General features: G+C 69.9%; 26 protein-coding genes, 1 tRNA gene, 1 pseudogene and 1 riboswitch. Of the genes and pseudogenes, 17 read left to right on the top strand and 11 right to left on the bottom strand.

Annotated elements, in window-relative coordinates:
* The first annotated feature begins 84 nt into the window (after positions 1-84).
* Positions 85-384 (top strand): ribbon-helix-helix domain-containing protein, encoded by a 300-nt coding sequence (locus tag RIB45_RS05340; protein WP_350049197.1) that lies wholly within the window; start codon positions 85-87, stop codon positions 382-384.
* Between the two features lie 4 nt (positions 385-388).
* On the opposite strand, the gene RIB45_RS05335 is transcribed toward RIB45_RS05340, so the two are convergent.
* Genes RIB45_RS05335 through RIB45_RS05320 form a run of 4 tightly spaced genes read right to left on the bottom strand, consistent with a single transcriptional unit; the run spans position 389 to position 4,116 of the window.
* Positions 389-1,000, bottom strand: a complete 612-nt coding sequence (locus tag RIB45_RS05335; protein ID WP_350049196.1) for a DUF2889 domain-containing protein — start codon at positions 998-1,000, stop codon at positions 389-391.
* Positions 1,001-1,022: 22 nt separating this feature from the next.
* A complete protein-coding gene (locus RIB45_RS05330; protein ID WP_350049195.1) occupies positions 1,023-2,399 on the bottom strand; it encodes an HlyC/CorC family transporter in 1,377 nt (458 codons plus the stop codon).
* Positions 2,396-3,559, bottom strand: a complete 1,164-nt coding sequence (aroB, locus tag RIB45_RS05325; RefSeq protein ID WP_350049194.1) for a 3-dehydroquinate synthase — start codon at positions 3,557-3,559, stop codon at positions 2,396-2,398. Before aroB ends, RIB45_RS05330 begins: the two co-directional genes overlap by 4 nt.
* Complete coding sequence (locus RIB45_RS05320) at positions 3,556-4,116, bottom strand: shikimate kinase (RefSeq protein ID WP_350049193.1); 561 nt, start codon at positions 4,114-4,116, stop codon at positions 3,556-3,558. Before RIB45_RS05320 ends, aroB begins: the two co-directional genes overlap by 4 nt.
* Positions 4,117-4,382: 266 nt before the next feature.
* Here RIB45_RS05320 and RIB45_RS05315 point away from each other — a divergent pair, with 266 nt between their 5' ends.
* From RIB45_RS05315 to RIB45_RS05270, 10 genes are all read left to right on the top strand, one after another.
* Positions 4,383-4,523, top strand: a complete 141-nt coding sequence (locus tag RIB45_RS05315) for a hypothetical protein (RefSeq protein ID WP_350049192.1) — start codon at positions 4,383-4,385, stop codon at positions 4,521-4,523.
* Positions 4,501-6,372 (top strand): hypothetical protein, encoded by a 1,872-nt coding sequence (locus RIB45_RS05310; RefSeq protein ID WP_350049191.1) that lies wholly within the window; start codon positions 4,501-4,503, stop codon positions 6,370-6,372. The genes RIB45_RS05315 and RIB45_RS05310 overlap by 23 nt, the downstream gene beginning before the upstream one ends.
* A complete protein-coding gene (gene xerD, locus RIB45_RS05305) occupies positions 6,369-7,271 on the top strand; it encodes a site-specific tyrosine recombinase XerD (RefSeq protein ID WP_350049190.1) in 903 nt (300 codons plus the stop codon). Before RIB45_RS05310 ends, xerD begins: the two co-directional genes overlap by 4 nt.
* A 109-nt stretch (positions 7,272-7,380) precedes the next feature.
* Positions 7,381-8,337 carry an acetyl-CoA carboxylase carboxyltransferase subunit alpha gene (locus tag RIB45_RS05300; RefSeq protein WP_350049189.1) on the top strand — a complete coding sequence of 319 codons (957 nt, stop codon included), beginning with the start codon at positions 7,381-7,383 and terminating at the stop codon, positions 8,335-8,337.
* Between the two features lie 100 nt (positions 8,338-8,437).
* Complete coding sequence (gene pcaD / locus RIB45_RS05295; RefSeq protein ID WP_350049188.1) at positions 8,438-9,229, top strand: 3-oxoadipate enol-lactonase; 792 nt, start codon at positions 8,438-8,440, stop codon at positions 9,227-9,229.
* A complete protein-coding gene (gene pcaC, locus RIB45_RS05290; protein WP_350049187.1) occupies positions 9,222-9,626 on the top strand; it encodes a 4-carboxymuconolactone decarboxylase in 405 nt (134 codons plus the stop codon). Before pcaD ends, pcaC begins: the two co-directional genes overlap by 8 nt.
* Positions 9,623-10,345: a protocatechuate 3,4-dioxygenase subunit beta gene (gene pcaH / locus RIB45_RS05285; protein WP_350049186.1), complete on the top strand. Its 723-nt coding sequence runs from the start codon at positions 9,623-9,625 to the stop codon at positions 10,343-10,345. The genes pcaC and pcaH overlap by 4 nt, the downstream gene beginning before the upstream one ends.
* A gap of 4 nt (positions 10,346-10,349) precedes the next feature.
* The gene (gene pcaG / locus RIB45_RS05280; protein ID WP_350049185.1) at positions 10,350-10,994 is read left to right on the top strand and encodes a protocatechuate 3,4-dioxygenase subunit alpha; all 645 of its coding nucleotides are present in this window, start codon (positions 10,350-10,352) and stop codon (positions 10,992-10,994) included.
* The gene (locus RIB45_RS05275; protein ID WP_350049184.1) at positions 10,991-12,160 is read left to right on the top strand and encodes a lyase family protein; all 1,170 of its coding nucleotides are present in this window, start codon (positions 10,991-10,993) and stop codon (positions 12,158-12,160) included. Before pcaG ends, RIB45_RS05275 begins: the two co-directional genes overlap by 4 nt.
* A 35-nt stretch (positions 12,161-12,195) precedes the next feature.
* Positions 12,196-13,032 carry a 3-oxoadipate:acetyl-CoA acetyltransferase gene (locus RIB45_RS05270; RefSeq protein WP_350049183.1) on the top strand — a complete coding sequence of 279 codons (837 nt, stop codon included), beginning with the start codon at positions 12,196-12,198 and terminating at the stop codon, positions 13,030-13,032.
* A gap of 24 nt (positions 13,033-13,056) precedes the next feature.
* Here the strand turns inward: RIB45_RS05270 and RIB45_RS05265 are convergent, their stop codons facing one another.
* Positions 13,057-14,601 carry a helix-turn-helix domain-containing protein gene (locus RIB45_RS05265; protein WP_350049182.1) on the bottom strand — a complete coding sequence of 515 codons (1,545 nt, stop codon included), beginning with the start codon at positions 14,599-14,601 and terminating at the stop codon, positions 13,057-13,059.
* Positions 14,602-14,887: 286 nt separating this feature from the next.
* Between RIB45_RS05265 and aceA the strand changes: the two genes are divergently transcribed.
* From aceA to RIB45_RS05245, 4 genes are all read left to right on the top strand, one after another.
* Positions 14,888-16,207: an isocitrate lyase gene (gene aceA, locus RIB45_RS05260; protein WP_502882554.1), complete on the top strand. Its 1,320-nt coding sequence runs from the start codon at positions 14,888-14,890 to the stop codon at positions 16,205-16,207.
* Between the two features lie 571 nt (positions 16,208-16,778).
* A complete protein-coding gene (locus RIB45_RS05255; protein WP_350049181.1) occupies positions 16,779-17,537 on the top strand; it encodes a hypothetical protein in 759 nt (252 codons plus the stop codon).
* A gap of 59 nt (positions 17,538-17,596) precedes the next feature.
* A tRNA-Arg gene (locus tag RIB45_RS05250) sits at positions 17,597-17,673 on the top strand.
* A 203-nt stretch (positions 17,674-17,876) separates the two neighbouring features.
* Complete coding sequence (locus RIB45_RS05245; protein WP_350049180.1) at positions 17,877-18,500, top strand: HdeD family acid-resistance protein; 624 nt, start codon at positions 17,877-17,879, stop codon at positions 18,498-18,500.
* 22 nt (positions 18,501-18,522) lie between these two features.
* Here the strand turns inward: RIB45_RS05245 and RIB45_RS05240 are convergent, their stop codons facing one another.
* The 3 genes and pseudogenes from RIB45_RS05240 to RIB45_RS05230 form a co-directional block, all read right to left on the bottom strand.
* Positions 18,523-18,699 carry a PAS domain-containing protein gene (locus RIB45_RS05240; RefSeq protein ID WP_350049393.1) on the bottom strand — a complete coding sequence of 59 codons (177 nt, stop codon included), beginning with the start codon at positions 18,697-18,699 and terminating at the stop codon, positions 18,523-18,525.
* A gap of 16 nt (positions 18,700-18,715) precedes the next feature.
* Positions 18,716-18,997, bottom strand: a pseudogene (locus RIB45_RS05235) (PAS domain-containing protein); the annotation flags it as partial.
* A 10-nt stretch (positions 18,998-19,007) separates the two neighbouring features.
* Positions 19,008-19,697: a FecR family protein gene (locus RIB45_RS05230; protein WP_350049179.1), complete on the bottom strand. Its 690-nt coding sequence runs from the start codon at positions 19,695-19,697 to the stop codon at positions 19,008-19,010.
* Positions 19,698-19,902: 205 nt separating this feature from the next.
* A riboswitch (cyclic di-GMP riboswitch) is annotated at positions 19,903-20,013 on the top strand.
* A gap of 17 nt (positions 20,014-20,030) precedes the next feature.
* Here RIB45_RS05230 and RIB45_RS05225 point away from each other — a divergent pair.
* Entirely contained in the window at positions 20,031-20,528 is a 498-nt protein-coding gene (locus tag RIB45_RS05225) for a hypothetical protein (RefSeq protein WP_350049178.1), read from the top strand.
* Between the two features lie 45 nt (positions 20,529-20,573).
* On the opposite strand, the gene RIB45_RS05220 is transcribed toward RIB45_RS05225, so the two are convergent.
* Positions 20,574-21,380 carry a hypothetical protein gene (locus tag RIB45_RS05220; RefSeq protein ID WP_350049177.1) on the bottom strand — a complete coding sequence of 269 codons (807 nt, stop codon included), beginning with the start codon at positions 21,378-21,380 and terminating at the stop codon, positions 20,574-20,576.
* Positions 21,381-21,506: 126 nt separating this feature from the next.
* On the opposite strand from RIB45_RS05220, the gene RIB45_RS05215 reads away from it, so the two are divergent.
* Positions 21,507-21,992 carry an MmcB family DNA repair protein gene (locus RIB45_RS05215; protein WP_350049176.1) on the top strand — a complete coding sequence of 162 codons (486 nt, stop codon included), beginning with the start codon at positions 21,507-21,509 and terminating at the stop codon, positions 21,990-21,992.
* Positions 21,993-21,996: 4 nt separating this feature from the next.
* On the opposite strand, the gene rfaE1 is transcribed toward RIB45_RS05215, so the two are convergent.
* Together rfaE1 and RIB45_RS05205 are read right to left on the bottom strand one after the other, a co-directional pair.
* Positions 21,997-23,457, bottom strand: a complete 1,461-nt coding sequence (rfaE1, locus tag RIB45_RS05210; RefSeq protein ID WP_350049175.1) for a D-glycero-beta-D-manno-heptose-7-phosphate kinase — start codon at positions 23,455-23,457, stop codon at positions 21,997-21,999.
* 63 nt (positions 23,458-23,520) lie between these two features.
* Positions 23,521-24,303, bottom strand: a complete 783-nt coding sequence (locus tag RIB45_RS05205; protein WP_350049174.1) for a metallophosphoesterase family protein — start codon at positions 24,301-24,303, stop codon at positions 23,521-23,523.
* Positions 24,304-24,316 lie beyond the last annotated feature (13 nt).

The raw sequence follows: 24,316 nt of genomic DNA, 5'->3' as shown, positions 1-24,316 counted from the left end.
TTGTTGCGCCCCCTGCAAATCCATGTATTCTGCCGGTTGGCGGGGTGAGAGGGGGTCGGGAAAGGTCCGGCAGAGGTAGGTGTGATGAGGGGTGAAGAGAAACCGCGCGGGCGCAGCGCGCTTCGGGCGCGCAACGTGCGCATCGGCGCGCGCCGCACCAGCGTCAAGTTGGAGCCGGCTTTCTGGGACGCTTTGGAGACGGCCGCGCGACGCGAAGAGACCAGCGTCAACAATCTGTGCACGGCGGTGCATGAGCGGGCGGACGGTTACGGCCTGACCGCCGCCATTCGGGTTTTTCTTCTGGCCTACGGCTGGAGCGGGGATATGGCCGCGGCGCTCGGCGCGGTTCCGATCGGGGGCTTGCCGACGACGCGCCGTTCCTGACCGGTCAGGCGTCGCCGCCTTCTGCGCGCCTCTCGGCTCTTTCCGGTCCTGTGTAGAAATCCGGCCATTGTTCGCGCACCACCGGCCCGTCGGCGCGCAGCGCGTGACAGCTGTCGATCTGGCGCGGCTTGCGCTTCGGACGGTTGAAGTCCTCCTCCACCGGAAGACCTGCGTCGCGTCGGGCCTGATTGCGCGACGCGTAAAGCGTCTGGTAGGCCACGGTCGCCATCGGGAAGAGCAGCTCCGTGAGGTGCGTGCACCCAGCGACTCCGCCCATCCGGTCCTTCACCGCCTTGCGGAAGCCGGGCCCGATCCTAACCCCGACAAGCTTCTCGTAGGACGGCGCGATCGCCGCGCAGACGCTGAATGGGCCGTGATCGGTCGCCGCTTCGATGGCCTTGATCTCGAAGGAATCGTCAAGGGTGAGGCGGATGTGCATCTCGTGCACGGGCTCGCCCGCCTTCACCTCTCCGCGATCGCTGTTCTCGAAATCGTAGGTCTTCACGTCGGTCATCTGACCCTCGACGTCCCACAGGCCGTCCTCGCGGAAATAACCGCGGCACTGGATGTCGCGGGTGTGGTAATGGCGGCGCTTGGCCGGGGGCGAAAGCGGCATGGCGATCTCTCCTGACTGAAGCCTACGCGTCGGCGTCTTCGCCGTCCTTATCGTCCGGGGGCGTGACGCGGATCAAGGTGATCTGGTTGCGTTGGCGGCGCACCACCTCGAACCGGAAGCCGTAGAACATGAAAATCTGACCCGGGTCGGGAATCAGTCGCGACTCGTGCAGGACGAGGCCGGCGATGGTCGCGGCGTCGTCGTCCGGCAATTGCCAGTCGAACTCGCGCGCCAGCAGACGCAGCGTCACCGAGCCGTCGACCAGATAGGAGCCGTCGGGTTGGGGGCGCACGCCCGGTACCGGCGTGTCGGTCTCGTCGTCGATGTTGCCGACGATCTCCTCGAGGATGTCCTCAAGGGTCACGATGCCCATGAAGGCGCCGTACTCGTCGATCACGATGGCGAAATGCTCGCGTCGCTCCCGGAAGGCCTGCAACTGATCCAGCAACGTCGTGGAATCGGGAATGAACCAAGGCGGCGTCGCCAGCTTGCCCAGGTCCAGACTGTCGAGATCGCTCACCGTGAGCTCGACCGCCCCGCCGTCCGCCTCAGGCGTCGGCGCGCCTTCGCGCTCCGCGTCGGCCTTCTGGCGCGCGCGCACCTCGCGCAGCAGCGCCTTGGCGTGCAGCACGCCGACGATGTTGTCCGGATCGTCGCGATAGACGGGGATGCGCGTGTAGGGGCTGCCCAGCACGGCGTCGATGTTGTCGGCGACGGACTCGCCCAGATCGATCATCACCACGCGCCGCCGGTGGGTCATGATGTCCGCCACCTCCACGTCGTCGAGATCGAGGATCGATTTCAGCATGACCCGTTCGTGGCGCGTCTCGGGATCCTCATTGTCGTGCAGGTCGATGGCGCCGCGCAGCTCCTCCTCATGCTGCTCGCCGTCGAGGTCCGTCGAGAGGTCGATCCCGAAGGGCTTCAAGGTCGCCCGGACAACCAGTTGGACCGCATGCGTGATCGGTGCGAACAGCACCACCACCGCCCGGATCGGCGGCGCGACCCGAACCGCCATCTTGTCGGTGTGGCTCAGGGCGTAGGTCTTCGGCAGCACTTCGGCGAAGATCAGCACCAGAAGCGTCATACCCAGGGTCGCGTAGGCGACGCCCGCGTCGCCGAACAGCGCCACCAACACCGTCGTGGCCAGCGCCGAGGCCAGGATGTTGACCAGATTGTTGCCCAGCAGGATCGCCCCGATAAGCCGGTCCTTGCGCTCCAACAGCGCCAGCACGCGCGCGGCGCGCTTGTCGCCCTGCTTGGCCAGCATGTGCATGCGCGAGCGCGACGCCCCGGTCAACGCCGTCTCCGAGCCGGAGAAGAAGCCCGATAGAACCAGCAGCACGAGGATCACCCCGCCGGTGACGACCAGATCGCCGTAGGAGTCCCACCAGCTCATGACGCCAACGCCTCCGCCATGAAGGCGCGCAAGGCGTCCGCCTCCACCTCCTGGGTGATGAAGCTCTCGCCGATCCCGCGCGCCAGGATGAAGGTGAGCTTGCCGTCCTTGACCTTCTTGTCGGCCCCCATACGACGGATCAGATCGTCGACCTCGAAATCGGCGCCGGGAACCTGATCGGGTCGGGTCGGCAATCCGACGGCGTCGAGATGGGCGATCAGCCGATCCGCCTGCGCCGCCGGGCACAGCCCCAGGCGCGCCGACAGTCGAAAGGCCAGCGCCATGCCGATCGCGACCGCCTCGCCGTGGAGGAGCGCGTCGCCGTAGCCGACCGCTCCCTCAAGCGCATGACCGAAGGTGTGACCGAGGTTCAGCAGCGCGCGCACCCCGCCTTCCCGTTCGTCCTGGGCGACGATGCGCGCCTTGGCGCGGCAGCAATGCGCCACCGCCTCGCGGCGCAGATCCTGGTCGCCGTCGATCAAGGCCGCGCCGTTCGTCTCCAGCCACTCGAAGAAGGGGCGGTCGTCGATCGCGCCGTATTTCACCACTTCGGCGTAACCGGCCAGGAAGTCTCGGCGCGGCAGGGTGTCCAGCGTCTCCACATCCGCCAGCACCAGTCGCGGCTGATGGAAGGCGCCGACGAGGTTCTTGCCGGCGGCGACGTTGATTCCGGTCTTGCCGCCGACCGAACTGTCGACTTGAGCCAAGAGGGTGGTCGGAATCTGCACGAAGTCGACGCCGCGCAGCGCCGTCGCCGCCGCGAAGCCCGCCAGATCGCCGATCACCCCGCCGCCCAGCGCGATCAGCAAAGTGCGCCGTTCGACGCCGATTTCGAACAGGCGGTCCATCAGCCCTTCGAGCGCGCGGAAGCTCTTCGTCTCCTCGCCCGGCGGCATTACCACCGCCTCTCCGCCGACGCCCGCGGCCGAGAGCGAGGCGGCCAGCATGTCGAGGTGCAGGTCGCCGACCGTCTCGTCGCTCACCACGATGACGCGGCGTCCGCCGGCGAAGGGTTTGACCGCCGCGCCCGCGCCGGCCATCAGCCCGGCGCCGACGCGGATGTCGTAGCTGCGGGCGCCCAAGTCGACCCGCACCGTCTGTGCGCCGTCGGCGCCGGCGTCTTCGCCGGGCGCGGGCGCCGTCTCTCGTGCCTCGCTCATGGTGCGGGCGTCTCCTCCAAAGCCTCGCTCGCGGCCAGCGCGTCTTCCACCTTGCGCGCCATCGCCTCCTTGGTCTGCTCGCCGCTGTCGACGATCAGGTCGGCTTCGGCGTACACAGGCTCGCGTTCGGCGAGCAGGCGACGCAAGGTCCCTTGCGGGTCTTCCGTCTTCAACAAGGGCCTGTGGCCGCGCTTCGAGACCCGCTTCCACAGCGTCTCGAAATCGGCTTTGAGCCATACGGTCGTCGCGCGTTCGCTCAAGAGCGCGCGCGTCTGCGCATTCATATAGGCGCCGCCCCCCGTCGCGAGAACGGCCGGCGGCCCGTCCAGCAGACGGGCGATGACGCGACGCTCGCCGTCCCTGAAATGGGCCTCGCCGTGTTCGGCGAAAATCTCCGCGACCGTGCAGCCCGCCGCCTTCTCGATCTCCTTGTCCGCATCGAGGAACGGCGCCCCGAGACGCTTGGCCAGTTGCCGACCGATCGCCGTCTTGCCGGCGCCCATCATGCCGATCAGCGCGACGGTGCGGACGAGTCTGTGTGTCGGACGGGCGGGCATGGGCCGGGCAGGGTCCTTCAAGCGCAAAGCATCGGCGGAGCGCGCGCCGGATCGCCGCCCGGTCCGCCCCGGACCCCGATCCAGGGCCGGGTCCGTGAGTTGGGCTCCCGGCTCGCCGCCGGGTCGCCGGCGGGCGCATTCCCGCTTTCATGCGGGTCGCAGAATTGCCATAGTCACGGCCTAGCGTAAAGCTTTCCCGGGCCGGTTGCGTCGCGCGCGCCGCCGTCTCGGACCCGGTCAACCGATCCAGCGGGTGTTAACAGAGTATGGGTAAGGTTTTCGCAGCGATTTTCGGGGTCATCCTGCTGGCGGCGGTCGGCGGCGGGGTCTATCTCGCCACCTTCGATATCCCGGCCCCGACGCAGACGGTCGAGAAGACGCTGGATGATTCGCGCTTCCCTCGCTAAGCGGCGCGCGGGCCTTGCGGCCGGTCTCGTCTGCGCGGCGCTCGCCGCCGCGCCGGCGGCCTTCGCGCAGAGCGAAGACGGCCCCATCCGCCTCTTCCCCGGTGCGCCCGACGCGCCCGCGGGCGAGGGCGGCGGCCCCGATTTCGACGTTCAGCGGCCCTCGGGCCTCAATCAACAGACGCCGCAGTCCGGCGCGGACGCGCCCGGCGTCATCGGCAGCGGTCCGGAAGCCGTAGAGGTCGCGCCGCTTTCCGCGCCGTCAGCCGATGCGGTCGGATTGATTGACGCGACCAGCGGCGGCCTGCCCGCCGACATGTGGGCCGGCACGTCCCGCGCCCTCGCCTATCGCGGGCTTTCCGCCCTGCCGAGCGAGATTCGCAGTCAGGCGGGTCGACGGCTCGCCGTGCGCTTGCTGACCAGCGCGGCCCCGGCGCCCGCCGGCGACCAGACGCCCGCCGCCGGCGATTTCCTCGCCGCGCGGATCGACGCGTTGGTCGCCATCGGCGCGCTGCAGGCGGCGCTCGCCTTGGCTGAGACCACGCAGGCCGTGGCCGAAACGCCGGCCCTGATCAAGGCGCGAACCGACGCGCGCTTGGCCTCGGGCGACATTCCAGGCGCGTGCGCGGACGCTCGACCGATGAGCCAGCGGTCCGATGCGCCCTTTTGGCAGAAGTTGCTGATCTTCTGCCAGGCGGCGGCCGGCGCGACCGGCGAGGCCGAATTCGGGCTGGGGCTGCTGGCGGAAATGGGCGTGGACGATCCGTTGTTCGTGCGTCTCGCCGACGCGGTCGTGCGCGGCGAGCCGATCGATCTCATCGACGCCGACCCCGGCGCCTTCGCCGCGCTGCACGCCGCGATGGCGCAGGTCGCCGGGGCCGCCCCGCCGGACGCCGTGGCGATGGAAGGCGGCGGACCCGCCGTCGCCGCGCTGGTCGCGGCCAAGCCGCAGGCGCTGGGCCTGGCGGAGGCGGCGGTCTGGCGCGGGGTGCTGGATCCGGCGCGCCTCGCCGAACTCTATGCGGGGGCCGACTTTGAGCCCGCGCAGCTCGACAGCCCGCTGACCGCGGCGCGCGACCTCCCGGGGGCGCAGGCGCGCGCGCTGCTCTACCAGTCGCTCGCCATCCAGTCGGCGCCGGCGGCGAAGGCGGAATTGCTGACCGCCGCGCTGACGACCGCCGCGCGCGACGGGGTCTATCCGATCGGCGCGACGGTCTTCTCCGACCAACTGATGCAGCTCGACGCCGGCTCGGGCCTCGCCTTTTTCGCCGAGACGGCGTCGCGCGCGCTTTTCGCCGTCGGCGCGTTCTCTCAAGCCGAACGGTGGCGGGCGCTGGTCGAGGCGCGCGCCGTCAACGAGGCCGCGGCCGGCGACGGCGCCGGCGCCGCTATGCGAACCGCCGCCGCCCGGCTGTGGCCGCTCGCCCGGCTTGCGGGGACCGCGTCCCCGCAGGAGGGGGAGGCGGAGCGGCTCGCGGCCTTCGAATCGGCGCTGCAGGCGCGCGCGCCCGATCGGGCGGCGGACCTGACGCTGCGGCTCTATCTGCCGCTGCTCGTCTTGGCCCCGGAGACCGAGGCGGTGCGCGAGGCGCTCGCCGCGCAGGCGCTGGCCGGCGGTCTGGTGGAAGCCAGCATCGCCAATCCGGCCGCCGGCGTGCTGATGCGCCTGGCGGCGCAGGAGGGCCGGATCGGCGAAACCGCGCTTTTCGCGCTGTATCGCCTGGGCGTCTTGCCGGCGGCGGAGATGGAGCCGGCTTCGCTGGCGGAAATCGCCGCCGCGCTGACCGAGGCCGGACTGAGCGACGCGGCGCGGCGCCTCGCCTTGGAGGCCGCCGTCGCGGCCGGCCTGTGAGCGCGCTCGCCGAAAGCTTTCTTGAGATGCTGGCGGCGGAGCGAGGGGCCGCCGCAAACACCCGGGCGGCCTATGAGCGCGACCTGCGCGACTACGAGGCCTTCCTGGCCGCCCGCGGCGCCGACGCTAGGACGGCGCAGGACCGCGACGTCTCGGCCTATCTCTCTCACCTCGCCGCCGGCGGCGCGAAGCCGTCGACGGCGGCGCGGCGCCTCTCTGCGCTGCGGCAATTCCATCATTTCCTTCACGCCGAAGGGGTGCGCGCCGACGACCCGACAGGCGCGGTCGACGCGCCGAAGCGCGGGCGGCCGCTGCCGAAGATTCTGAGCGAAGAGGACGTCGACCGACTGCTGGCCGCCGCAAGCGCCGCGTCGGGGGCTGAGGGCGCGCGGCTCTCCTGCCTGTTGGAGCTGCTCTACGCCACGGGCCTTCGGGTGAGCGAACTGGTGACGCTGCCGCTGGCGGCCGTTCGGCGCGACGAGCCTTTTCTGATGGTCAAGGGCAAGGGCGGGCGAGAGCGCCTCACCCCGCTCAGCGAGCCGGCGCGCGCCGCGCTCGCCGATTATCGCGACGCCCGCACTGCGTTTCTGCCGAACGGCCGGGAGAGCCGCTATCTCTTCCCCAGCCGCTCCAAGCAAGGTCACTTGACCCGACAGCGTTTCGGCCAGCTTCTGAAAGAGCTCGCACTTCAGGCCGGGCTCGACCCCAAGAAGGTCAGTCCCCACGTGCTGCGCCACGCCTTCGCGAGCCACCTGCTGGCCCACGGCGCGGACCTGCGCGCGGTTCAGAAGATGCTGGGGCACGCGGACATCTCCACCACCCAGATCTACACCCACGTGCTCGACGAACGCCTGAAACGCCTGGTGGCGGAGAAACATCCGCTGGCGAAGACGCGCTGAAGCGTGCGCGCCGCGTTTGCAAGCGCGGCCGGGTGTGCTAACACCCGCGCTGGCCGTGCGCTTCCCGCGCGGCGCTTTCGTCAAAGCCGGGGGTCGCAGACGACAGCCCATGCATAATTTTCTGGATTTCGAACAGCCGATCGCGGAACTCGAAGGCAAGATCGAGGAGCTGCGGCATCTGTCGGACGACGGCGAGGTCAACATCGCCGACGAGGTGGCCCGTCTTCAGGCCAAGGCCGACCGGCAGCTGCGCCAGACCTACGCCAAGCTGACGCCCTGGCAGAAGGTCCAGGTCGCGCGCCATCCGCAGCGCCCGCATTTCAGCGATTACGTCAAACGGCTGATCACCCATTACACGCCGCTGGCCGGAGACCGCGCCTATGCGGACGACAAGGCCATCCAGGGCGGACTCGGTCGGCTGAAGGGGCGCTCTGTCGTGGTGCTGGGCCACGAGAAGGGCGGCGACACGCAGTCGCGCGTCGCGCACAATTTCGGTATGGCCCGGCCCGAGGGCTATCGCAAGGCGATGCGCCTGATGGATCTGGCGGATCGCTTCAAGCTGCCGGTCGTCAGTCTGGTCGACACGCCGGGGGCCTATCCCGGCGTCGGCGCGGAGGAGCGCGGCCAGGCCGAGGCGATCGCGCGCTCCATCGAAAAGTGCCTCGGGCTCGGGGTGCCGATGGTCTCCGTCGTCATCGGCGAGGGCGGTTCGGGCGGGGCCATCGCGCTGGCGGCGGCCGATCGCGTGCTGATGCTGGAGCATTCGGTCTATTCGGTGATCTCGCCGGAAGGCTGCGCCTCGATCCTGTGGCGCAGCGCCGACAACGCCCAGACCGCGGCCGAGGCGCTGCGGCTGACCGCCCAGGATCTCGAGAAGCTCGGGGTCGTGGACGCCGTGGTCGAGGAACCGGTCGGGGGCGCCCATCGCTCGTCCGACCAAACGATCGATGCGGTCGGCGCTGCGATCGACGCGCAGCTGACGGCGCTCGCCGACCTCGACGCCGCGGGCCTGCGCAAACAGCGGCGCGAGAAGTTCATCGCCATGGGGCGCGACGCGCAGCTCTAGGCTGGAAACCGCGTGCGCGCCTGGGGGTTTTACAAATCCGCCGCCGCTCCGCAGGATGGCGCCCGACTTGACGTTGTCAGACGAGGGAGGCGAGGCGAGGATGCAGGCGCTGGCGCTGGGCGATCGCGTGATTCATTGGCGCTCCGACGGCCCGGAGGACGGGCCGGCGTTGGTCTTTTCCAATTCGCTGGGCACGGATCTGCGGGTCTGGTCGCCGATGACGCCTCACCTTCCCAGAGGGGCGCGGCTGCTGCGCTACGACGCCGCCGGGCACGGGCTGAGCGACCACCGCGGCGCACGCGGCATTGAAGAGCATGCGAACGATCTGGTCGCGGTGATGGACGCGGCCGGCGTCGAACGCGCGGTTGTCGTCGGTCTCTCGGTCGGCGGACTGATCGCCCAAGCCCTCGCCGCGGCTCGCCCGGACCGCGTGGCGGGCTTGGTGCTCAGCAACACCGCCGCCAAGATCGGCGATGCGGCCCTTTGGGACGAGCGGATCGCGGCGATCGAGCGCGACGGCTTGGCGCCGATGGCCGAGACGATCCTGGCGCGGTGGTTCTCGGCGCGGTTTCACGAGGAGCGGCCGGCGGAGCTCGCGCTCTGGCGGGCGATGCTGACGCGCACGCCGGTCGAGGGATATTTGGCGCTTTGCAAGGCGATCCGCGACGCCGATTATCGCAGCCGGGCGCCCGCGATCACCGCGCCGACCCTGGCGCTGGGCGGATCGGAGGACGGCTCCACCCCGCCTGACGTCGTGAAGGCGACGGCCGACCTGATCCAGGGCGCGCGCTTCGAGTTGATCGAGGGCGCCGGCCACCTGCCCTGCGTCGAGGCGCCGAAGATCACGGCCGCCTTGATCGGCGGCTTCTTGACGGAGATCGGCTATGTCTGACGCGGGCGGCCCCGCCGAGGCCTTCGCGCGCGGCATGGCCGTGCGCCGGCGCGTGCTGGGCGATTCCCATGTCGATCGGGCGGAGGCGGCCAAGACGGACTTCGACGCCGACTTCCAGCGGTTCATCACCGAGGGCGCCTGGGGAAGTCTCTGGGCGCGCGAGGGCTTTAGCCTGCGCGAGCGCTCGATCGTCACCATCGCGCTGCTGGCGGCCCTCGGTCAGGAGGAGGAGTTGACGATGCATCTGCGCGCCACCGCCAACACGGGCGCGAGCGCCGCGGACGTCAAGGAGGCGTTGCTGCATGTCGCCGTCTACGCCGGCGTTCCGGCCGCCAATTCTGCGTTTCGCGCGGCGAAGCGCGTTTTCGCGGACCTGGAGGACGGGGGCGGCCGATGAAGGGCGGCGGCTATTTTCCCCGCGACCGGGCCTGGCATCCGCCGCCCTGCGCGCCCGGCTACAAGTCGAGCGTCCTGCGCTCCCCCGAAAAGCCGCTGATTGCGCATGACAGCACGCTCTCGGAGATGACGGGACCCGTCTTCGGCTCCGACCGGCTGGGGCCGCTCGACGCGGATCTGATCCGCAACGCCATGGTCGACGGGGAGCCGGTCGGCCCGCGCCTGCTGGTGCACGGTCGGGTCACGGACGAGTCGGGCCGCCCCGTCCCGGACGCCCTGATCGAGATCTGGCAGGCCAACGCCGGCGGGCGCTATCGTCATGTGACGGAGAAATACATTGCGCCGCTGGACCCTAATTTCGGCGGGTGCGGCCGCACCGTGACCGACGCCCAGGGCGCCTATCGGTTCCGCACCATTCAGCCTGGCCCCTATCCCTGGCCGAACGGCCCGAACGACTGGCGCCCGGCGCATATCCATTTTTCGATCTTCGGGCGCGCCTTCGCCCAGCGGCTGATAACGCAAATGTATTTCGAAGGCGATCCGCTGATCCCGCATTGCCCGATCCTGAACGCGATCCCCGACCCCTGCGCGGTCGAGAGCCTGGTGGCGCCGCTCGACCGCAACGCCGCCATGCCGATGGACGCGCTCGCCTATCGCTTCGACATTGTGCTGCGGGGGCGCCGCCAGACCCCGTTCGAAAACAAGACGGAAGGGAGCTGAGGCCATGCCCCAACCGCTCAATATCTGGAAGGAAACGCCGTCGCAGACTGCGGGTCCCTACGTCCATATCGGTCTGACTCCCAGCGTCGCCGGTCTGCAGGGTCCGTTCCCCGATCCGGGGACGGAGATCGCCGGCCCTGCGGCGCGCGGCGAGCGCATCGCGATCGAAGGCGTCGTCCACGATCGCCACGGGGCTCCGATGCGCGATTGCGTTCTGGAGATTTGGCAGGCCGACGCGCGCGGCGTCTACAACAGCCCGGACGATCCGCGCTATGGCGAGCGCGATCCGGCCCTGTTCGGCTGGGGCCGCGCGGCGGCCGATCTGCAGACGGGCCTCTACCGGTTCGAGACGGTGAAGCCCGGCCCGGTCCCGACGCCGCTGCCCGGCGGGCGAACCGGCGTCATGGCGCCGCACGCGCTTCTGTGGATCGTCGCACGCGGGATCAATATCGGGCTGCTGACGCGGGTCTATTTCGCCGACGAGGCGGAGGCCAACGCCGCCGATCCGATCTTGAGCCGGTTGGAGCATCAGGATCGCCGCGCCGCTCTGATCGCTCCGCGGGAAGCGGCCGTCGGCGCAGCGCCGCCGGTCTATCGTTTCGACGTGCGCCTTGGCGGGCCGCATGAGACGGTCTTCTTCGACGCATGACGATCCTGGACGCCGCCTTGCCCGCCTTCTTGGGCGATCTTGCAGGCGACGCCGAGGTCGCCGCCGAGATCGACGGGCTGGCGCAACTCGCCGCGATGCTGCGGGTGGAGGCCGCGCTGGCCGACGTCGAAGCGGAGCTGGGCCTGATTCCGAGCGACGCGCCCCCGGCGATCGCCCGCGCGGCCGAGCGCCTGGCCGGCGATCTCGATCCCGGGGAGCTGGCCGCGGCCGCGGCGCGCGACGGGGTCGTGGTTCCGGAGTTGGTGCGCCGGCTGCGCGCCGCTGCGGGATCGGCGGGCGATTACGTGCATCACGGGGCGACCAGTCAGGATATCGTGGACAGCGCTTGGGCCTGCTGTCTGTCGCGCGCTCTCTGCGTCATGGAGGCGCGGGTGCAGAGGATCGGCGACGCGCTCGCCGATCTCGCGGAGACCCATCGCGTGACGCCGACGCTCGCGCGGACGCGCATGCAGCAGGCGGCGCCCACAAGCTTCGGCCTGAAAGCGGCGCAGTGGCTAGCCCCTCTGATCGCCCATCGCCGAGCCTTGAGTCGGCTGCGCGCCGCCGAGCTCTGCGTCTCGCTGGGCGGAGCGGCCGGGACGCAGGCCGCGCTCGGCGAACGCGCCCGCGCGGTGGAGGAGGGCCTGGCCGCGCGTCTCGGCCTGGCCGTCGCGCCGCTGCCCTGGCACGTCCGGCGCGAGGGGATGGTCGCGATCGGTGCGACGCTCGCCTCTTGCGCGGCGAGCGCGGGCAAGACGGCGCAGGATCTTTTGCTGATGGGTCAGAACGAGGTGGGGGAGGTCTCGTTCGCCGACGCCGGCGGGTCGTCTGCCATGGCGCATAAGCGCAATCCTGTGCGGGCGGAAGCCGTCCTCGCGCTCGCGCGGCACGCCGGCGCGCAGCAGGCCGCCCTGCAGGCCGCGGCCCTGCCGATCCATGAGCGGGACGGCGCCGCCTGGTTGCAGGAGCAGTTGGCCTGGGGGCCGCTCTTGCTGGCGGTCGGGGCGGCGCTTGCCGGGGCTGAGCGGATGCTGGAGACTTTGGAGGTTCACGCCGATCGGCTGCGCGCCAATCTGAAGGCTGCGCCCGAGCCCGTGCGGGCGGGGGGCGCCGGCGAGGCGACGGCGATGATCGATCGCACGCTCGCCGCTTGGCGCGCCGGCTGAGATCAAAAAGAACGAGAGGGGAAGGACGCAAGCCCATGACCACGCCCGCCATCATCACGGTCGCGATCACCGGCTCGGTGCCGAAGAAGGAAAACAACCCGGCCGTCCCGATCACGGTTGCGGAGCAGGTGGAAAGCACGCAGGCCGCCTTCGAGGCCGGCGCGACGCTGGCCCATTGCCATGTTCGCAACGACGACGGCTCCACCACCTCCGACCCGGAGAAGTTCGCGGCGCTGCTGGAGGGCCTGCGCACGCACTGTCCCGGCATGATCGTGCAGTTCTCGACCGGCGGGCGCTCGGGCAAGGGGGCGGAGCGCGGGGGCATGATCCGCTTGAAGCCGGACATGGCCTCGCTCGCCACCGGCTCCTGCAACTTCCCGACCCGGGTCTACGACAACAGCCCCGAGCTGATCGACAGCCTCGCCGCCCAGATGCTGGAATGCGGCGTGAAGCCGGAGGTCGAGGCCTTCGATCTGTCGATGATCTTCTCGGCGGTCGAGATGGAGAAGGCCGGCAAGATCAAGGGGCCGCTGCACGTGCAGTTCGTCATGGGCGTGAAGAACGCGATGCCCGTCGACCGGCCGAGCTTCGATTTCTACGTCGACACGCTCGCCCGCCTCGCCCCCGACGCGACCTGGACGGGGGCCGGCATCGGGCGGCATCAGAAGACGCTGGTCGAATGGTCGCTGGAGCGCGGCGGCCACGTCCGTACGGGGCTGGAGGACAACATCCGCCTGGACAAGAATACGCTCGCGCCGTCCAACGCCGCGCTGGTGGAGCAGGCCGTCGATCTCTGCGCCCAATACGACCGCCGCCCCGCCAGCGTCGCCGAAGCGCGGCGCCTGCTGGGGCTGGAGCTGCAGGCGGCGTAAAGCGCGGCGCGCCGACGCCTCTTTTTACCGCGTCGGCCCCGGCCGTTCGTGGTGCCAGGGCCAGCCGGGGGCGGTGTAGGGGCTGGCGCCGCGGACGTTGCTGTCGACGGTGTAGCGCAGATGGACCGGCGGGAAGGCGCGCTGCGGGCAGTCCATGCGCTCGCAGATGCGACACGCCACGCCGATCTCGCCGAAGCGCTCCGGGCGCTCAAGCTCGACATCGTCGGAATAGATCATCTCACGCGCGTAGCGCAGATCGCAGCCGAGCCCGATCGACTGGAAATATTGCGGCGCGCCGTAGCCGACGCCGCCTTTGCGAACGGTGCGCGCGATGCAGAAATAGGCCTGCCCGTCAGGCAGTTTCGAGACCTGCGCCTGAATGACGCCGGGATTGAGGAAGGCCGAATAGACGTTCCAGCGCGAGCACGCCCCGCCGTGGCGCGGGATCGGCAATCCTGAGAGCGTGAAGCGCTTGGAGATGTTGCCGGCCGTATCCACCCGCAGCATGTGCAGCGGCACGCCCTTCGCGTCCGGCCGATTGAGCGAGGTGAGCCGGTGGCACACCTGTTCGAAGCTGGCGTTGAACTGATGCTGCAGGAGCTCGATGTCGTAGCGGCTTGAGCGCGCCGCCTCCAACATCTCCTCGTAGGGCATCAGCAGCGCGGCGGCGAAATAATTGGCCAGCGCGATGCGTCCCATGGCGCGGGCCTGCGGATCCTTGATGCGGTTTTCGCTGAGCAGCATCTCCAGCACCGGCTCGGCCGAGAGTTGGCCGATCTGGTGGGCCAGCTGGAAGGCCCGCGCCTGACCGTCGAGGCGGGCTGAGACGGTGAGCAGCCGATCCTTCTTGTCGAAGCGTCGGGCGACGCCCAGGCTGCCGGCCTCGTCCGGGGTGGCGAAGGCGGTGCGGACCCCGTGCGCCTCCTGCAGATAGTCCGCCATCCGCTCCCAGTTGAGCGCCGATCCCGCGTGCTGAACCGCAGGGCCCGCCATCCGAACCTCGCGGCGCACCCGGTCGGCCTCGTGCTCGAGATCCTGAAAATAGTTTTGGTTCTCCTGGATCATGTCGGAGATCAGATCGGCCGGCGCCAGATCGACCAGCGGGAAGCCGCCGCCTTCCTCGCCGTCCGTCATCTGCGCGGCGAGCGAGCGCGCGTCGTTCAGCGTCTTGTAGTAGGCGTCATAGAGAGTGAGCAGCGCGCGCGCCGCCTGCGGGCTGGCGATCACCAACTCGCGCACGTCGGTGGTGGTGAGCTCGACCTCCTCGAACAGCCGGTCGCCGAAGGCGTCCATCACGTCGTTGTAGAGCCGGCTCTCGTCATCCTCCGCCAGGGTCGCGAAATCCAGGCTGAACTGCTCTGCGATCGCCAGCAGCAGGTCGGTCGTCAATTTGCGCCGATTGTGCTCGATCAGGTTCAGATAGGAGGCGCTGACGCCCAGCGCCTCGGCCAGCTGCGCCTGAGTCATGCCCTGCTCGCGCCGCAGGCGCCGGATCTTGGCGCCCAGTTTCGGGGCTTGCTTCGGGGCCTGTTTCGGGGATCTCGCGCTCGCCCCCGCACTTGTCGCCATGACTGCGCCGCCTCTCGTGATTTACAAACTTTACAAATTGTAAACAATTTACCAGCCGCTTGTCTATTCTTGTCACGTCGGAAAGCGTTGTGCAGCGCGGCGCCCCCGCGGTATCACAGGATCGAAGGGGAACGGCGGGCGACCGACCGACCCGTGCCCGGCGCGGCGACCCGGATCGAGACGTTGTAAAGGCGGTTTGTAAAGGGTTAACAAGGCGCGTCGCGGCGCCCGAAACATCTTGGCCGACCCGACGGGCGGCCCGACGCTGACAGAAGGACCTGAGACGATGGACAGCATGACTTCCGGTTACAATTGGGAGCCCGCGCCTGAGGGCGGCGACGATTGGCCGGCCCCGGACTACGCGCCCGACCGCTGGGCGACGATCCGGCGCGACTACTCGCGCGCCGACGTCGAGAAGCTGCGCGGCTCGGTCCAGATCAAGCACACGCTGGCCGAGATGGGCGCGCAGAAGCTCTGGAAGCTGCTGCATGAGGAGCCCTATGTGAACACGCTCGGCGCCTTCACCGGCTGCCAGGCGGTCCAGCACATCCGCGCCGGCCTCAAGGCGATCTACCTCTCCGGCTGGCAGGTCGCGGCCGACGCCAACAACGCCGGTCAGATGTATCCCGACCAGTCGCTCTATCCGGTCTCCTCGGTCCCGCAGGTGGTGGAGCGGATCAACAACGCCTTCCAGCGCCAGGACCAGATCCAGACCATGGAGCGCCTCGAGGGTCAGTCGACCGACGACGTCGACTGGTTCGCGCCGATCGTGGCCGACGCCGAGGCCGGCTTCGGCGGGCCGCTCAACGTGTTCGAACTGATGAAGGCGATGATCAAGGCCGGCGCCGCGGGCGTCCATTTCGAGGACCAGTTGGCCTCCGAGAAGAAGTGCGGCCATCTGGGCGGCAAGGTTCTCCTGCCGACGCAGCAGGCGGTGCGCAACCTGAATTCGGCGCGCCTGGCGGCCGACGTCATGGGCGTGCCGACCATCATCATGGCCCGCACCGACGCCGAGGCCGCGCGCCTCATCACCTCCGACGTGGACGAGGCCGACGCGCCCTTCCTGACCGGCGAGCGCACGATCGAGGGCTTCCACCGCATCACCGGCGGCGTGGACATGGGCATCGCCCGCGGCCTCGCCTACGCGCCCTATTCGGACCTGTTGTGGATGGAGACCTCCACCCCGGACCTGGAGGACGCCCGCAAGTTCGCCGAGGCGATCAAGAAGGAATATCCGGACCAGATGCTGGCCTACAACTGCTCGCCCTCCTTCAACTGGGCGAAGCATCTGGACCAGGCCACGATGGAGAAGTTCCAGCGCGAGCTGGGCGCCATGGGCTACAAGTTCCAGTTCATCACGCTGGCCGGCTTCCACAGCCTGAACTACGCCACGTTCGAGCTGGCGCGGGCCTACAAGGACCGCGGCATGGCCGGCTATTCCGAGCTGCAGCAGGCGGAGTTCGCCGCCGAGGCCAACGGCTTCACCGCCACCCGCCACCAGCACGAGGTCGGCGTCAGCTACTTCGACGCCGTCAACAACGCCACCGCCAAGGGCCTCTCGGCCACCACGGCGATGGGCGAGAGCACCGAGTCGGCCCAGTTCTAAGGGTCGCCTTCCAGGGAGGGCCGCCTCGAAGGACGGTCGCAGGATGTGCAGGACGGTCGGACTCGGCCGGGGGGTTAGACCCGACCGCCTGCACAGCCTGAACACGCGGACTGACAAGAGGGAACGCCCCACTCGGCGAGACGCCCGTCGGAGAGATCCGGCGGGCGTCTTCTCGTTCGCGGCCTGCCCGTCCGGGCGCGCCCCGAAAAAATCGGCCCGATGTGACGGTCGGCACAGCGAAGCCCGACGGCGTGCGGCATGATTTCTCCATCATGCGACCCGGCGCTCAGGGTCCCGCCGCGCGACGCGGACCGCACGGGACCGCTTTCAAGGCTGACGCGCCGACCAGGAGGGGGAGTTCACACCGATGCGCACCTTGTCCCAAAGCGTGGATCATCTGCCCGCCGGCGCTCTCGGCGCCTTAGCCGCCGTCGCCCTCTTCGCGATCGGATTGGCCGTCTGACGGGCGAACGCCTCTCTGTTCCCTGAAAGAGAAGACTTCACGCCCCGACCCGCGCGGTCGGGGCGTTTTTTCTTTTTGGCGTCGGCGTCGCGCCGTTATCCTCGGCGTATGCGGCGGTTTCTGCTCAACGCCTTCCTGAGCGCGGCGCTATTCTGCGCGCCCGCAGAGGCCTTCACGCCCTTCGACGGCGAGCGGCTCGGGGAGCGGCCGGTGGCGGCGCAGGCCGAAGCGCGGGGCGTCCTGTTCTACGCGCTCGCGCCGTCGGAGGCCGGGGTCGAGCCGAAAGGGCCGGATCCCGCCGCAGGCCTCGCGGCTGCGCAGACGGCGCTCGCCCGTCTGGAGGCGGCGGATCCGGCGGCCAAGGCGGCGATCGACCGGCTGCGCGCCGCCGGGCGGGTCGTGGTGATCTACGACCCGGGCTTCCCCTATCCCGCGCTCTCGCGCGTCACGCTGGCGGCCTTTCTGCCGACGGCGCCGGACGCCGCCGGCGGGCGGCGCTTCGTCGCCGTGGTCGGGCGCTACGGCGCGCAGCGCGGGCGGGACGCGCTGGCGGCCGTGCTGGCGCACGAACTGGCCGGTCACGGGGTGCAGCATCTCGAGGGGCGTCTCGGCCCCGACGCGCGGGTCTTGGACATGGAGTGCGAGGCGATGCTGATCACCGCGCGGGCGCGCCGGTCGCTCGGCCTCGACACGCCGGCTCAGCGCGAGTCGGTCGCCTTCCGCAAATCGTTGGAGACGCGCTGGTGCTTCGACTTTCGCCTTTGGCAGGCAGAGCATGCGCCCGAGACGCGGGCGCTCTGGACGGCGGACCGGCTCGACGCGCCGGCGCTGCTCGCGCTGTTCCGGCGCTACCGGTCGGCGAACTGATCCCGAATTCGCTCTGGCCAACACGGGGCGCGTTGGGTATACGGGGGGCGGCTTTTCAAGCGCCCGTAGCTCAGCTGGATAGAGTGTCGCCCTCCGAAGGCGAAGGTCGCAGGTTCGAATCCTGCCGGGCGCGCCATTTCTCCCTCCCTTCGCATCCCAGAGCGGGTCGTTCTGCAGCCGACATGCCGCGCCGCGGCGGTTTACGAATGCGTATCGAACCCCCACGTCCCTGTCAGACGAATAGGCAAGCACGCATCGACGCGCGCCGGGATGCGGCCTGCTGCGTCCACGGGACGTCGACGATCCTCCGGCGCGCGGCAAACAGAGGGAGAAGCGCCGATGGCGAACTCCAACGAAAGCTATTCCGAGCGCTACGAGGAGGCCGGCCCGGCGGGTTCGATCGCGAACGCCGCCGGCCTCGACCCGCAAACCATCCGGGAGCATAAGGTCTGGTTTTGGGGCGGGGGCGCCCTGTTCCTGCTGGTCGGCGGGCTGGCGATCTTCTTGCCGCATCTGGCGACCTTGGGCGCAACCTTCTTCGTCGGCGGCGTCTTCGCCGTCACCGGTGTGATGGAGATGGCCCGCGCCTTCAAGTTGCGCGGCAAGAGCCGGATCGCGGCCACCCTGCTGTTCGGCCTGGTCGGGCTTATCGCCGGCGTCCTGCTGCTTCTCTTCCCGCTGCCCGGCGCCTTAACGCTGACCACGGTGGTCGCCGCCCTCTTCCTGGTCGGCGGCGGCCTCAAGACGTGGCACGCCTTTCAGCTGAAGCCGCTCAAAGGCTGGGGGTGGACCCTGTTCAGCGGCGTCACCTCGCTGGCCTTGGCCGTGCTGATCATCCTGGCCTTCCCGGCGAGCGCCGTGTGGACCCTCGGCCTGCTGCTCGGCGTCGATCTGATCGCCTTCGGCGCGTCGCTGATCGCCTTGTCGACCGGCGCGGGCGAGGGCGACGACGCCGCCGCCTGAGCGCCGGCGTTCGCCCGGCCGGTCAGTCGCTCCTCGCCTCCTCCGTCAGGCCGAGGAGCATGTCGACCCGCGCGCCGTCGGACGAGAGCGGCAACACCAATCGTCGATAGCCGATGTGGCCGCGCCCCGCCCAATCGACCGTGCGGCGGATGAAGTGCGGCGTCCAGCTTTCGACCACCTGCTCGTAGTCGCGCCGCACAGCCGCGGCGGGGGGGGCCGTCGAACACGTCGTCGAACATCAGGCCCGTGACGTCCCGCCCCACGATGGTGCGGATCGCCGTCCCGGCCAGCCGATTGCGGAAGTCCAGCGGGTCGGTCAGCACATCCATCAGCCAAAGGTTCGACAACAGGTCGGGCAGATCGAGCGGATCGACGTCGACCCGCGCCGGCGCGCGCCGTCCGTCGGCGCGCTCGCGCCAATAGGCGTACAGCCGGCGATGCTTGGGCGCGTCGGCGAGCGCGATCGCCGCCGCCTCGGGCGTCTCGAGGAATGCCATATCGCGGGTCTTACTCCGGGAACGCGATGGTCTCGACCGCGCGGGCGATCCGGTCTTCGTCCCAGACGAGCGGCTCCGCCGGCAGCGGCGCGGCCGGGTCTGTGATGACGATCCCGTCGCGCGGCTCGTCGAGCACGATCCGACCGCCCGGCGTCTCGATCTCGACCCTGCCGTCGTCCAGCAGCACCACCGACAAGGCGCCGCCGTCCTGATAGCCCCAAAAGTCGGTGCCGCGGATTCCGATGGTGGCGATCGGGGTGTCCACCTGCACCGCGCCGTTCGCGCCCAGCGCGCCGCTGGTCATCCGGAAGGCGCCGTGCAGCACGGTGAAGGCGCCCGCGCCGTTCCCGCCGTCCGGGTTGAAGACCAGCCGGTCGATGCGCAGGACCGCCTCGTCGCCCAATGTCAGCAGCGCGCCGTCGGCCATCGCGATCCGCGCACGCCCGTCTCGACCGGTGCGCAGCTCCTCGCCTTCATAGACCGGATCCTCGACGCTGAGGTCGCGGCGCTCGGTCAGCGTGCGGGCGACGAGCTGGCGATAGACGGCCTCGACGCCGCCCGCCGCCTCGGCGTTCGCCTCGGCGCCCTTCGCCGGGGCGAGGGCGCCCGCCGGCCCGAGCCCGGCGGCCAGCCCAATCAAAACCGCGACGACCGACAGCCCGCCGCACCGCCGCGCGACCGCGCTTTGTCTCGCTTGCATCTCGTCCTTCTCCTACCGATCCGGCGCCCCCGCCCATCGCGCCCGGCCTCGCGGCGCCCAGGAATACCGCCGGGGGCGCGCTGTCAAGCGCGCCAAGCCGGGCCGGATAGAAGGGTAAGGGTAAGCGTGCGCTGTGATTCAAGTCACTGCGCAAAGTCCGCCGTCCGTGATTTCCTTTGTCGCATAGGGCGTCGGGATCTCCCCGACCCGATAAAGGCAAACCGCCGGAAACGGCGGGACGCAAAGCGACCGGCCTAAAACCCTCTCGTTCGTCCGTTCCGGCGCGCGAGACGGTCATGGAAGCGGCGCCGCCGAAGGAAGGAGAGACGCCCCATGCGGGCAGAGTATTTAATCGCCGCCTCGTTGATCGGCGCCTCCGTCGCCATTCCCGCCGCGTTCGTCGTCGCGATGAGCGACGCGGTGCCCGGCATCTCCGCAGGACAGGCCGCCGGCGCGCGCGACGACCAGCCGCTGACGCTCGTCACGCGCCCGATGCTGGCGCCGGCCGACGCCAATGAGGGCGCGGCCTATCGCACGGTGGTCGCGGAAATCGACTTGCCGGGCCGGAACAGCGCGGACCGGCTGTGCCGGGACAATCCGCGCCTTTCGGACGACGTGCTGCTTTATCTGCACGACCGCGGCGCATCGGCGCTGGACGCGCTCAACGGCCACGACGCAACCTTGACCTGGGTGTTGGCGCACAATCTGGACGCCCAGGCGATCGAAGGGGCCGCGATCGTCGAGGCCGACCGGATCGGGGCGCGGGCGGGCGACCGTCCGCTCTACGAGTGCCGCGGCGCCGTCGCCTGGAAGCGCCCGGACCCGTTGTGAACCCGGGCCGCCCCCATCCCCGCCTCCGACCTCGTCGCGCCGGCGTCAATCGCCGGTGAGGCTCTTCAGCGCGCCGCCGACGCCCTCCTCGATCGCTTTCTGGGCGTCCTCGCCGCCTTGCTTCACCGCATCTTCCGCGCCCTTCTGAATCTGGCCGGCCGCGTCTTCGACCATGCCGCGCAGATCGAGCTTTCCGACAGCCCCGATCACCCGTTCGGTGATGGCGTCCAGAGTGACCGCCGCGACCTCGGCCGGGCTCGCGCCGCCGTCTTGCTTGCCGATGTCGGTCAGATGGATCTCCGGGATGCCGGTGGAGACCTCCTCGCCCTGCAGGAAGGGCGCGCTGACGCCTACCTGGGCGTTTCGGACGTACAGATTCTCGATGATCAGTTGTTTCTGACCGCCGGCGCCGTCGTCGGCCGCCGTCTGGTCGCCGCCGCCGGCTCCGGTCGAGGCGATGAAGTCCTCCACGTTTTTCTGAATCTGCTGGAAGTTGCTGCGCGGATCGCCGACCTCGTAGGTCATCTGCGGCGCGTCGATGACGATCTCGTGGATCACGATGACGTCGCTGGTCGCCGTGGCGGTGTCGAGGCGCACGCTGACCAGCCCGAGATCCATGGCGCGCTTCGTCTGATAGCCTTGCGGGTTGCCGACATGAAGACCGCGGATGGCGGCGGCGCCGTCGGCGATCTCCAACTGAACCTCATCGACGGTGACGTCGGTCTGGGTGACCCGGGGGCCGACCCGTTCGATCGCCTCCTTGATGACGCTGTCGAGATTGGAGACCAGGACGAAGACGGCGACTGCGGCGACGACGATCAGCGCGCCGACTCCGATCAGGACCTTTTTCATGAAGATTTTTCCCCCTATGTTCGCTCTACGAGGCGAGCCCCTCGATTCGGAGTGTAAGACGAAGCCCGCGCCGCGCGCCAGGGAAGAGAGGCCTGGCGCCGACGCCTTTTGGGAAAAACGGACTCGATGACGGCGTTTGGCGATGAAGATCCGGCGGAGCGTTCATCCGACGGGCCGCTGTTCGAAGGCCGCCCGGCGGCGACCGGCGCGGTGACGCGCGGCGCCGTGCGCCTGTTGCGCGAGATGGGCTCGGCTTGTCTGCTGGAGGTGACCCTGAAGACCGGTCGGCGCGCCGACGTGATGGCGTTGGACAAGGCTGGCGGGGTGACGATCGTGGAGGTCAAATCCTCCATCGAGGATTATCGCGCGGACTCGAAATGGATCGAGTATCTGCCCTTTTGCGACCGCTTCTATTTCGCCGTGCCGGTCGACTTCCCGGTGGAGATCCTGCCGGACGCGGTCGGCCTGATCGTCGCCGACGCCTACGGCGCCTCGATCGAACGGCCCGCGGCGGAGGGATCGATGAACGCCAGCCGACGCAAGGCGCTGACGCTGCGCTACGCGCGCCAGGCGGCGGAGCGACTGATGCGGATGGCGGATCCCGGCGGGTGAGAGGTCAGCCGCCGCCCAGGCGCTTCAGGGTCCCGGTCGTCGAGTGCCCGTCGAGCAGTTCGGCCAGCACCACGCGGCCGCCCCAGCTCTCGACCTGGGCGGCGCCGACCACCTGATCGCGGGCGTAGTCCGCGCCCTTGACCAGCACGTCTGGTTTCAGGGTTTCGATCAGCGCCAGCGGCGTGTCCTCGCCGAACACCACCACCAGATCGACGGCGGCGAGGGAAGCCAGCACGGCGGCGCGCGCCGCCTCCGACTGCACCGGTCGATCCGGACCCTTGAGACGGCGTACGGACTCGTCGCTGTTAAGGCCGACCACCAGCCGGTCGCAGGCCGCCCGGGCCTGACGGATCAGCGACAGATGCCCCGGGTGCAGCAGGTCGAAGCACCCGTTGGTGAAGCCGACGCGTTTGCCGCGCCGCCGCCAGCCGGCGACCCGGTCCGCCGCGGCCGCGGCCGGGACGACCTTGGCTTCGCCGCCGAGCCACGCGTCCTCATGGGCTGCGGATAGAAGCTCGGCTGGATAGGCCGTTGCAGTGCCGACCTTGCCGACGACGACGCCCGCCGCCTGGTTGGCGAGCTGAGCGGCCTCCGCGGCGGGAACGCCCGCCGCGAGGCCGGCGGCGAAGGCGGCCACCACCGTGTCGCCCGCGCCCGCTACGTCGAACACCTCGCGCGCGCGAGTCGGGAGATGCAACGTCCCGTCCGGGCCGAAGAGCGTCATACCCTGTTCGGATCGGGTGGCGAGCACGCCCTCGACGCCGGCGGTCTCGACGATGCGGCGACAGGCGGCTTCAACCGCATCGGCGTCGTGGGTGGGCGCGCCGCTTGCCAGCGCCAATTCGGATCGGTTGGGCGTCAGCCACTGCGCCCCGCGATACCGCGAATAGTCGCGGCCCTTGGGATCGCAAATCACCGGCGCCCCGGCGGCGCGCGCCGCCTCGATCAGAGCGGCGATGGTCTCGTCGCACAGGACGCCCTTGCCGTAATCGGAAAGCGCCAGCGCGCCCGCCCCCTGCAGCGCCGCCGTCGCCGCCTCGATCAGGGCTGTGCGGGCCTCGGCGTCCAGCGGGCCGATCTCTTCCTCATCCGTGCGCAACAATTGCTGACCGCCGGCCATGAAGCGGGTCTTGACCGTGGTGGGCCGATCGCTTGCGACGCTCAGCTGCGCCGTCAGCCCCGACAGCGAGTCGAGCGCGCGGCGCACCTCCTGCGCGGCGTCGTCGGCGCCGACGGCGGCGAACAGCCGCGTCTTCGCGCCCAGCGCCGCGAGGTTGCGCGCGACATTGCCCGCTCCGCCCAGATCCGTACGCCGCCGCGCGACGCTCAACACCGGGATAGGGGCTTCGGGCGAGATGCGTCGCACCGACCCTTCGACGAAGCGGTCGAGCATCAGGTCGCCGACGCAGACCACCGTCGCGTCGCCCAGTCGATCGATCGCCGCCGCGATGTCCGAGCCCGTCATGGCCGGATCCGTTCCTCACCAATGCGCCGGGCGGGACAGGCGAGCGCCGCCGTGCCTCGGACTTTAGGAGCTTACCTGCAGATAGCGCCGCTCGGTACCCCAGAAGCAGGCGGCGGTCAAATCGCCGCCATAGACCGCGCCCGTGTCGATGTCGATGCGGTTGGCGCGCTCTTCGATGCGCTCGCGCGGGGTGTGGCCGTGCACGACGACGCGCCCGAAGTCCCGCTCGTCGGACAGGAACGGTTCGCGAATCCAGATGAGATCCTGGGGATCCTGCGCGTCGAGCGGGCGCGCGGGACGCACGCCGGCGTGGGCGAAGAAGTAGCCGCCCGCCTCGTGGCAAAGCGCCAAGCCTTCATAGAACGCGCGGTGCGCGGCCGGCAGGGCGCGGGCGAAGGCGGCGGCGGCTTCGCCGACCGCCTGAGCGCCGAGACGCGCCGACGGCGCCTCGACGTCGTAGCTCGCCAGCGTCTCGGCCCCGCCGTTGATCATCCAGCCCAAGCCGGCTTGCTCATCGCCCTCAAGGAAGCGGAGCAGATAGTCCTCATGGTTGCCTTTGAGGGTCACCACCCGAACCGCCCGCCCGCCGGGCAGCCCGTCGCGAGTCAGAGCGAGCACGTCGTCCACCACCCCGGCCGAATCGGGGCCGCGGTCGATATAGTCGCCGATGAAGACGATCCGCACCTCCTGCGCCGCCGGCGCGGCGTCGACGTCGCGCGCGATCTCGGCCAGCAGACGGCGCAGCGGCTGGCGGCAGCCGTGCACGTCGCCGATCGCATAGAGCCGCACGCCGTCCGGCGCGGCGGCGCGTTCGAGGGGCGCGTCGGGGGCGAATCGATCCGTCATAGGGGAAGACATG

This window comes from Marivibrio sp. (genome assembly GCF_040218065.1).
GTDB lineage: Bacteria > Pseudomonadota > Alphaproteobacteria > UBA8366 > Aestuariispiraceae > Marivibrio.
This window is presented reverse-complemented; position numbering and strand designations above follow the sequence as displayed.